7 protein-coding genes are annotated in these 9193 nt (G+C 67.7%); 4 read left to right on the forward strand and 3 right to left on the reverse strand.

Translation table 11 applies throughout. The annotated features are described in order from the left end of the window. The first annotated feature begins 83 nt into the window (after window positions 1–83). From ACFU5V_RS42140 to ACFU5V_RS42155, 4 genes are all read left to right on the forward strand, one after another. On the forward strand, window positions 84–1478 hold the full coding sequence (locus tag ACFU5V_RS42140; RefSeq protein ID WP_378707274.1) for a potassium channel family protein: 1395 nt from the start codon (window positions 84–86) through the stop codon (window positions 1476–1478). A 157-nt stretch (window positions 1479–1635) separates the two neighbouring features. Then, window positions 1636–3030 (forward strand): MFS transporter, encoded by a 1395-nt coding sequence (locus ACFU5V_RS42145; RefSeq protein WP_378707262.1) that lies wholly within the window; start codon window positions 1636–1638, stop codon window positions 3028–3030. Then, a complete protein-coding gene (locus ACFU5V_RS42150; protein ID WP_378707264.1) occupies window positions 3030–4181 on the forward strand; it encodes a zinc-binding dehydrogenase in 1152 nt (383 codons plus the stop codon). The genes ACFU5V_RS42145 and ACFU5V_RS42150 overlap by 1 nt, the downstream gene beginning before the upstream one ends. Window positions 4182–4228: 47 nt before the next feature. Beyond that, window positions 4229–5662, forward strand: coding sequence for an aldehyde dehydrogenase family protein (locus ACFU5V_RS42155; protein ID WP_378707276.1), 1434 nt, complete (start codon window positions 4229–4231; stop codon window positions 5660–5662). 631 nt (window positions 5663–6293) lie between these two features. Here the strand turns inward: ACFU5V_RS42155 and ACFU5V_RS42160 are convergent. The 3 genes from ACFU5V_RS42160 to ACFU5V_RS42170 all read right to left on the reverse strand — a co-directional run bounded on the left by ACFU5V_RS42160 (window position 6294) and on the right by ACFU5V_RS42170 (window position 9017). Beyond that, window positions 6294–7643, reverse strand: a complete 1350-nt coding sequence (locus tag ACFU5V_RS42160; RefSeq protein WP_378707266.1) for an MFS transporter — start codon at window positions 7641–7643, stop codon at window positions 6294–6296. Window positions 7644–7714: 71 nt separating this feature from the next. Beyond that, window positions 7715–8635: an alpha/beta fold hydrolase gene (locus ACFU5V_RS42165; protein WP_378707268.1), complete on the reverse strand. Its 921-nt coding sequence runs from the start codon at window positions 8633–8635 to the stop codon at window positions 7715–7717. 1 nt (window position 8636) lies between these two features. Then, a complete protein-coding gene (locus ACFU5V_RS42170) occupies window positions 8637–9017 on the reverse strand; it encodes a hypothetical protein (RefSeq protein ID WP_378707270.1) in 381 nt (126 codons plus the stop codon). Window positions 9018–9193: the final 176 nt, after the last annotated feature.

Here is a 9193-nt window from a genome sequence, read left to right on the forward strand (position 1 = left end):
GGCGTCGCCGGAGTCCCCTCCGCGGTGACCAGGTGACGGCGAAGCGCCCCGCAACCATCGTCACAAGGAGACCGCTCGTGCAGATGTCGATGTTCGTGGTCATCGGAGACACCGGCGCCGCCCGCCAGACCTGCGCCACGCTCACCGGACAGGGGCACCGCGTCCATCACCTCGATCGCCCGGACGATGACACCCTGCGCACCGCCTGCACCGGCACGGTGGCAGGTATCGCGGTGCTCGTCCACGACGACGTTATGGCCCTACGCTATGCCCTGGCGGCGGCGCACATCGACGACACCATCCCCATCATCACCAGTGTCTTCGACCGCACCATCGCCGACCAGCTCACCAGCCTGCTTCCCCACTGTGAAGCCGTCTCCCCAGCCGACCTGGCGGCACCGGCGCTCGCGGGTCCGTGCGTGAACGCCGAGTGGCTCGCCGCCCGTGCACGCCGGGGTGTCGTCTCGGCCGCGTATCTGGGGGACACCGGGCCCGCCGCACTGGCTTTTCCGGTCGAGACACGTCCGCTCCGCAGTCAGTTCACGGACAAGCTTCTCGGCGTGCTGCGCCCCCTCGATATCGGCACCCGAATCCTGTTCGGCGGCTTCGCCGGTCTGAACGCCATCCTCGTCCTGGACTGGCTCTGGCTCACCCTCGCCGGGCATCCCGTGCTCGTGTCCCTGCACGAAGCCGTCCGGGTCGTGACCACGGTCGGGCCGGCGAGCGCCGACCACGCCACCGCCGCCTACAGCCTGTTCGGTTGCCTGGCCATGCTGATGGCCGTGGTGTTCACCGCGATGTTCACCGCCGGCGTCGTCGACCGACTCCTGAGCCCGCGGCTGGCCGGCATGATCGGACGACGCACCCTCCCGCGATCACATCACGTCATCGTCGTCGGACTCGGACAGGTGGGCCTGCGGTTGTGCCGCGAGCTGCAGGCACTCGGGGTGCCCGTCATCGCGATCGAACGCAACAAGGACGCCCCCAATCTACGGCTGGTCCGCCAGTTGAACATCCCCACCGTGGTCGGACACGGCGGGGATCGGAACCTCCTCGAGCGCCTGGGAATCCACCACGCCCGCGCATTGGCGGCCGTCGGATCCGACGAACTGGGCAACCTCGCCGTCACCGTCGCCGCCCAGCGTGTCGCGCCACGAGTGCGCGTGATCCTACGGGCCGGGGAGCAAGAGGCGATCTCGGAAACCCGGTCACTGCTGCCGCTCGGAATCGTCCGCGACGTCAACAGTCTCAGCGCCGCCTACGTGGTCGCACGCCTACTCGGGATACCGGTCGATGCCGTCGTCACCGACGGAGCCACCCCGTTCCTGAAGATCGCGGGCACCGGCTTCGTCGAGATGCGGGTGCTCACCGGCCTGCACTGCACCCGCACCGGACCAGATCACCCGCGCCGGTCGATCGAGACCTCCGCGGCGCCTCCCGCGACGTCGGCGCGGCAGCCGACGGCGACCCGAAATTGACGGGCTGACGGGGTTTTGGGCGATTCGGACTCCGGCGACGTTCGGAGCAGGGGCACCACCCCATTAGTGTCGCAGTTGTCATCGTTGACATCCGTAAAAGGTCGGCTGTATTGTCCATAGGTCCGGTTGTAGCCGATTATTTAGGAGGGAGATCCGTGTGAGTGGCGAAACGAACCCGACCGCCTCGGGTGGCAAATCCCGGGTCCTGGTCTCGAGCGTGATCGGCAGCGTCATCGAGTGGTACGACTACACGCTCTACGGCACCGCCGCAGCGCTGGTGTTCAACCACTTGTTCTTTCCCCAGTTCAGCTCGGGAGCGGGAACGGTGGCGGCGTTCGGATCGTTCGCGGTCGGGTTCATCGCCCGCCCGATCGGCGGGTTCGTCGCCGGTCACTACGGCGACCGCATCGGCCGCAAGGCCACCCTGGTGATGACGTTGCTCGCCATGGGCATCTCGACCACCCTGATCGGGTTGTTGCCCACCTACGAGGCGATCGGGCTGTGGGCACCGACCCTGCTGATCGTGCTGCGCCTGGTCCAGGGATTCGCGGTCGGCGGTGAATGGGGCGGTGCGGTCCTGATGGCGGTCGAACACGCACCCCGCAACCGGCGCGGCCTGTACGGCGCCTGGCCGCAAACCGGGGTGTCCGCGGGCCTGCTGCTCGGCACCGGAGCATTCGCCCTGATGAACATGCTGCCCGAGGAGCAGTTCATGAGTTGGGGATGGCGCGTGCCGTTCCTGCTCAGCATTGTCCTCGCCGGCGTCGGGCTGTGGGTGCGGTACCGGATCACCGAATCCCCGGCCTTCGTGGAGGCGCAGCAGACCCGGCAGGCGCAGCACGATGTGGTCAAGGCACCGCTGATCGAGGTCTTCCGCCGGCACCCGCGCGAGCTGCTGATCGCGATCGGCGCCCGCTTCGCCGAGGGCGGAAACTACTACGTCTTCACTGTCTTCATCCTCGCCTACATCTCCGAGCACGTCGGCGCACCGCGCGGGACGGCGCTGACCGCGGTCCTGATCGCCTCGGCCCTGGACATCGTTGCCCTGCCGATCGCGGGGCTGGCCTCGGACCGGTTCGGCCGTCGACCGGTGTACATCTTCGGTGCGGTGTTCATTGCCGTCTCGGCGTGGCCGTTGTTCGCGATGATCGAGACTGGTAATGCCGTCGCGATTGCCGCGGCCATCTCGCTGTTTCTGGTGTTCGGGCATGCCGCCGTCTACGGTCCCCTCGCGGCGTTCTACGCCGAATTGTTCCCCGCCAACGTCCGCTACAGCGGTGTGTCGATCGGCTACCAGGCCGCCTCGATCCTGCTCGGCGGGCTGACCCCTCTGATCGCGAGCTCGCTGTTGCTGTGGTCCGGTGGCAGCTCGTGGCCGATCATCGTGATGGTGGCCGGGTGCGGTGTGATCGCCGCGGTGACCATGCTGTGCGCCCCCGAGACGAAGAACCGCGATCTCGCGGCCATCGACAACCGACCCCGCTCCGCGGACAACCGACCCCGCTCCGCGGACAACACCAATTCACACTCGATAGCGAAGGTGTCGCAGTAATGACTCAGAAAATCGGCCACTTGGCCTTGATGACCGAACCGGGCCAGCTGTCCATGGCCCAGTACGAGATTCCCGAACCCGCACCCGACGCCCTTGTCCTCGAGATTCTCCGCGCCAACGTGTGCGGCTCGGAACTGCACATCTGGAACGGGCACCACCCGGTCAAGAAGCGCGGCGGACTCGGACACGAGATGATCGGCCGCATCCACTCCCTCGGTGCCGAGGTCATCACCGACTATGCGGGCGAGACCGTTTCGGTCGGTGACCGGGTCGTGGTCACCTACTTCCAGACCTGCCAGCGCTGCGCCCGCTGCCGCGGCGGACAACCGAACCTGTGCGACAACGCCTACCAGTTCTTCGGCAAGCAGCCCGAGGAGTGGCCGCACTTCCATGCCGCCTTCGGCACCCACTACTACGTCCACCCGCACCAGCACTTCTACAAGGTCCCAGACACCGTGCCCGACAGCATCGCCGCCGGCGCGAACTGCGCACTCTCTCAAGTGATGTTCGGCATCGACCAGATCAGCCTTGCCTACGGCGAAACCGTCCTGATCCAGGGCGCCGGGGGCTTGGGCCTGAACGCGGCCGCCGTCGCGGTCGAGCGCGGCGCCCGGGTCATCGTCGTCGACGCGGTCCCGGCCCGTCTCGAGCAGGCCAAGGCCTTCGGAGCCGCCGATGTCGTCGACATCTCCGCCGTCACCGACCCCACAGAGCGGCTGGCCGCAGTGCACGAGATGCTCGGCGGCGAAGGACCGGACGTGGCCATCGAGGTCACCGGTGTCCCCGCCGCGTTCGCCGAAGGCCTCGACCTGCTCCGCCGCGGGGGCCGCTACCTGGTGATGGGGAACCTCTCGCCCGGCCGGACGGTGCCCTTCGACCCCGGCTACGTCACCCGCAAGGCGCTGACCATCAAGCACGTCGACCGCTACGAGGCGCGGTACCTGAGCAGGGCACTGACCTTCCTCGAACGCCACCAGTCGGCCTACCCGTTCGACCAGCTGGTCGACGCGGAATTCGGCCTCTCCGACGTCAAGGACGCCCTCGACGCGTCGGCACAGCGGAAGGTCACCCGGGCGGCGATCACCATCACCGGCGCCCCCGAACCGGCGGGCCGACCGGTCACCGACCTGCATGCCGCCTCGGCGCGCTAGCCCCGCACAGCGGACCCCCTGATGAAAAAAATGATTGGAACACCATGATGGACAAGCTCGACCACTGGGTATCCGGAGCCTCGCTGGCCCCGAGCACGGATGACTACCTCCCGGTCACCGACCCGGCCACCGGCACCACCGCCCGTCACATCGCCGTCGGCGACGAGCGCGATGTCGACGTCGCCGTTGCCTCCGCTGCGGCCGCCGTCGAGGCCTGGCGGCAGATTCCCGCCCTGATGAAGGGGCGCCTGTTCGCCGAGCTCGCCCGGGCGATGCGCACCGAAGCGGCGGAGTTGGCCGCCCTCGAGATCAGTGAGACCGGCAAGCCGCAGGCGTTGGCGCTCGGCGAGATCGAGAACTCGGCAACGTATTTCGACTTCTACGGTGGCCTGATGGGGATGCCGTCCGGGGACACCCTCGACGTTGCCCCGGACCAGCACGTCTACACCCGCCGCGAGCCGTTCGGGGTCATCGGGGTCATCACCCCCTGGAACGTGCCGATCAACCAGGCCGCTCGGGCCTGCGCCCCGGCGCTGGCCGCCGGCAACACCGTGGTGGTCAAGCCTTCCGAGAGCACCTCCTCGTCGACGGTGCGGCTCGCGCAACTCGCCTCCGAGGTCGGTTTCCCGCCCGGCGTGTTCAACGTCGTTCTCGGCACCGGTCAGAGCGCCGGCGCCGCCCTGGTCACCCATCCGACCGTAGCCAAGGTTGCCTTCACCGGCTCGGTGCAGACCGGGCGGGTCATCGGCAAGATCGCCGCCGAGCGGATCATCCCGGTCACCCTCGAACTCGGCGGAAAGTCGGCGAACATCATCTTCGCCGATGCCGACCTCGACACCGCCGTCGACGGCGCGGTCAAGGCCTTCACCGCCAACGCCGGACAGGTGTGCTCGGCCGGCACCCGACTGCTCGTGCACCGCTCCATCCAGGACGAAGTGGTCGGCAAACTCGTCGACCGCACCGCCCGCGTCCGCGTCGGCGACGAGATGGGCCCGCTGATCACCCGCGACCAGTTCCACCGCGTCCAGGAATTCTTCAAGATCGCCGAATCCGAAGGCGCCCACGCGGCCACCGGCGGCACCGTCGCCGCCACCGCGAACGAGACCGGCGGTTTCTACGTCGACCCCACCGTGTACACCGGCGTCGACAACTCCTCCCGCCTCGCCCAGGAGGAGATCTTCGGCCCGGTCGTCGTGGTGATCCCGTTCGACACCGACGACGAGGCCGTCACCCTCGCCAACGATTCCGACTACGGCCTCGTCGCCGGGGTGTGGACCCGGGACGTCTCCCGAGCCCTCACCGTCAGCGACCGGCTCCGCGCGGGCCAGGTCTTCGTCAACACCTGGTCCACCGGCTCGGTGCAGACCCCGTTCGGTGGTTGGAAGAACAGCGGCTACGGCCGGGAAAAGGGCGTCGAAGCCCTGCACCACTACAGCCAGGTCAAGTGCGTGACCGTCAAACTCGACACCCCGGGGGACTGACCGCCCGATCATGGGAGCCACCGACCATCGGTCCCCGAACGTGCCCCGCTCCGCGAAATGCGGAGCGGGGCATTTCCATCTGCACGGGTATCACTCTTCCCGCTCGGTACCCGAGGATCCACGTGCTTCGAATCGCTCGGCGCGTATGACCGTCCGGACTCGGAGCGAGTGCCGCTCCGATCGGTGAGGAGTGTTTGCCGGGCGCCACAACGGAGCGCGCGGTGGTGCCCCTCAGTAGGCCGAAGACGGCTTGCCTGGCCGCCACACACCCGAACGCTCCACCCGGTGATCTTCCGCTGCGGTCACCCGGGTCGAGTGTGGGAAGTGCTGTCGGCGGCAACAACCCGTCCGGACGGATCCGGCTTCCGGGTTGTGCCGGGCGGCGGCAGGATCCACCCGGAGGCGATACTGTGGGCGGCCGGCGCCTGTCGTGCAGCGCCCCGTCGGAGCTGACCGAGCCCTGGGGCTGCGAGTGCCGCGCAGCGCCGGTAGGAAATGACCCTCTACGCGGCGTGCTGCACCGCGGGGCAGCCGACCACCGCACGGTCGGTGCTTCGGGGCATACGACAACGGTGGCCGCCGGAGGATGTCCTCCGACGACCACCGTGCGGTAGTCGAACTGCGTTGCCTGCTACTGGGCCGGGCAGGCGACCTGGTCTTCTGTGTCGCCGGTGTCGGCGGCCACCGAGGCGGTGTCGCGTCCGGGGCGCACGTCCCGGGAGGCGAGGACCATCAGGCCGGACAGCACGCAGGGGATGGCGCCGAAGATCAGGGCGGCGATCTGCCAGTGCCCGCCCGCTCCGAGGATTGCGGTGGCGCCGGCGCTGGCGAGGACCGCGCCGATCGGGCCGATGCCGGTGACGAACGAGGCCCCGGATCCGCGGACCGCGTCGTCGTAGCTCTCGCCGACGAAGAATAGCAGGCAGGAGTACGGGCCGATCAGGAAGAACTGCCCGATGCTGTACATCGCCACGACGATCACGACGTTGCTCGGTCCGTACAGCATGGCGGTGAGCACCAGGCCACCGATGACCCAGCCGGCGGCGATCACGTTGCGGCGTCCGAAGCGGTCCCCGAGGAACCCGTGCACCAGGTAACCGGCGTAGGCGACGCTGTTCGACAGCAGCAGGATCACCAGTGAGTTGCCGAACGAGATGCCGTGCACGTTGACCAGGATCGTTGTACCCAGCACGCTGAAGACCTGCGTCGGGAACCAGTTGAGGATGTGGCTGGTGCCCAGGACCAGCGAGGTGCGCCGGGCCCGTCCCTGCAGCGCGGCCCGCAGCCCACCGTGGGTGGACGCGGTCTCGACCTTGACCGTGCTCCGCGCGGCGCGGGCCTTGCGGAGCGCCTCGAACTGCGGGCTCTCCCGCAGCCGGGTCGCCGCCAGGGCGACGATCAGCGACGGGATCGCGGCGAAGACGAAGCACCCCTCCCACCCGATGATCGGCAGCAGCACCGCCGTCAGTCCCGCGGCCAGCAGGGCGCCGATCGGCCATCCACCCTGGACGAGGCTGTAGACCAGTCCGCGTCGTTTGGCGAGTTTCTCGTTGTCGCAGGAGGAGTAGAGCTCGCTGAGGTAGGTACCGTTGACGCCCTGCTCGGCGTAGCCCAGCCCGGACACCGAGCGGATGCCGACGAGCAGGGCGGGGCTGATCATGCCGGCGAGGGCGGTCAGCGCCGAGGCGACGCCCGCCCCGCCGACGGTGAAGACCATGCCGAACCGGCGGCCGAACCGGTCGACGATCGGGCCGACGCCGAGGGCGACGACCACCGATCCCAGGGCGACGAAGGTGGCCATCTGCGCCTGGCCGGCTTCGTCCAGTCCGACCGACTTGCCGATCTCGGGCAACAACATTCCGAACAGGATGAAGTCGTAGACCGCGAAGGTCCACGCCAGGAACGCGATGATCGTCGCGTAGCGGACGTCGCGAAGGGTGACCGGCGTCGCGGTGGCGGCGGGGGAGCCTGTTTTTGGCATGGGGGTACCTCAGAGGGAGGGAGGAGGTCGAAAAAGGGGGGGAGGGGGGCTTCGTCAGTGACCGAAAGTCATCAGTGCGTGGACGCGGCGGTCTGCAGGCCAGGTTCTGCTGTGGCCTGGGACTTCTCGCGGATCTCCTGCAGGATCGGCAGGAGGTATTCGCGGAACTTCGGGTAGTCCTCGGTCACCGGGAAATGCCCGAGCTTGTCCATCGCCCAGAACTTGGCGCCCTCGACGAGGTCGGCGAGCTGCTGGGTTTCCGCGGGGGAGGTGTTGGGGTCGTATTCCCCGGTGAGCAGGTAGAGCATGCACTTGGAGGTATCGATCACGCGTGCTTCCTCGGCGGAGACATTGTGGTCGTAGTAGTAGTAATAGAGGTCTCCGGCGAAGATGCCCGGGCCCCCACACATGTACTCCCACTGGATTTCCCGGGCGTTGGCCTCGGGGGTGTACGGCGAGATGTTCAGCATCATCGCGGCGCCGATCGAGTTGCGGCTGACATTCGGGTTGTCGAATTCCTTGCGGATACCGGCCATTCCGACGTCGACGTACTCGGCGGCCGAGCGCAGCGCGCCCTCGACCGCGATCGTCGCCCGGTAGTTGTCGGGGTGCTTGGAGGCGAGATCGACCGCGAGGTGACCGCCCATGGAGCTACCGAGGTACACCGGCCGGTCGAGTTCGAGCTCGCGGGCGAGGGTGTTCGGGAAGTCCAGCATGAAGCTCTTGGTCATGTTGTATTCCTGGGTCCACCACTCGACGCCGTGCGGCGGCAGCGACTTGCCGTGATACGGCAGGTCGAAGGCGATGACCCGGAAATGCTTGGTGACCTCGGGATCGCACAGCAGGTGGCGGTACTGGCGGCCGTCGGAACCGGCGGTGTGCCCGACGAGCAGGGGAATGCCCTGACCGGCCTCTTCGTAGTAGACCCGGTACTCGATGTCGTCGATGGTCAGGTAGATGTACTGGCCGACGATGGGGTCTGTCTTGGGCATGTCAGTGCTCCTCGTTGTGCACGGCCCGCAGGATCTGCATCATGCGGTTGAGCGCCGGAAGGTAGGCGTAGGTGACGTTGTTGTCGCTGATCTGCAGGCCGTGCTTGACCGCGCACGACTGCAGGCTGTGGTGGAAGGGCTTGGGCTTGTCCTCGAGCATGGCGTCCCACAGGTTGCGTGGGCCGCTGACCTGGATCTGCCGGCGGCTTTCTTCAGCGGCGCCGCGGCGAGCGCGGGCGAGGACACCGTCGGTGATCTCGAGGACGTAGGCCTCGTCGTCGCTGTTGAGTTCGATCTGGCCGTCGAAGTATCGAATTTCGCGATTGAACTCGGGGTCGCGTTGGGCGATCTTCTCGAATGAGTCGATATCGAGAACCGACATGGGGAGGTTTCCTTTCTGCAAAGCGAGCGCCGTGACGGAGGACCGCACACGTGGGGAGGGGCCACCTCGCTGACCATCCGTTCGAGCCGGGTGCTGCGCTGGGGCGTTGCCTCGTAGAAGCGACGGTACGCGGTTGTGATAGCCGACACAAGTCCGATTCGATGGAGACCGAACCC

This window comes from Rhodococcus sp. NPDC057529, assembly GCF_042802055.1.
Classification (GTDB): domain Bacteria; phylum Actinomycetota; class Actinomycetes; order Mycobacteriales; family Mycobacteriaceae; genus Rhodococcus_F.

What these genes read in the sequence shown, in the direction of transcription:
- ACFU5V_RS42140 (WP_378707274.1), top strand. Translation starts at nt 84, where the DNA reads ATGTCGATGTTCGTGGTCATCGGAGACACCGGCGCCGCCCGCCAGACC.
- ACFU5V_RS42150 (WP_378707264.1), top strand. Translation starts at nt 3,030, where the DNA reads ATGACTCAGAAAATCGGCCACTTGGCCTTGATGACCGAACCGGGCCAG.
- ACFU5V_RS42155 (WP_378707276.1), top strand. Translation starts at nt 4,229, where the DNA reads ATGGACAAGCTCGACCACTGGGTATCCGGAGCCTCGCTGGCCCCGAGC.
- ACFU5V_RS42160 (WP_378707266.1), bottom strand. Translation starts at nt 7,643, where the DNA reads ATGCCAAAAACAGGCTCCCCCGCCGCCACCGCGACGCCGGTCACCCTT.
- ACFU5V_RS42165 (WP_378707268.1), bottom strand. Translation starts at nt 8,635, where the DNA reads ATGCCCAAGACAGACCCCATCGTCGGCCAGTACATCTACCTGACCATC.
- ACFU5V_RS42170 (WP_378707270.1), bottom strand. Translation starts at nt 9,017, where the DNA reads ATGTCGGTTCTCGATATCGACTCATTCGAGAAGATCGCCCAACGCGAC.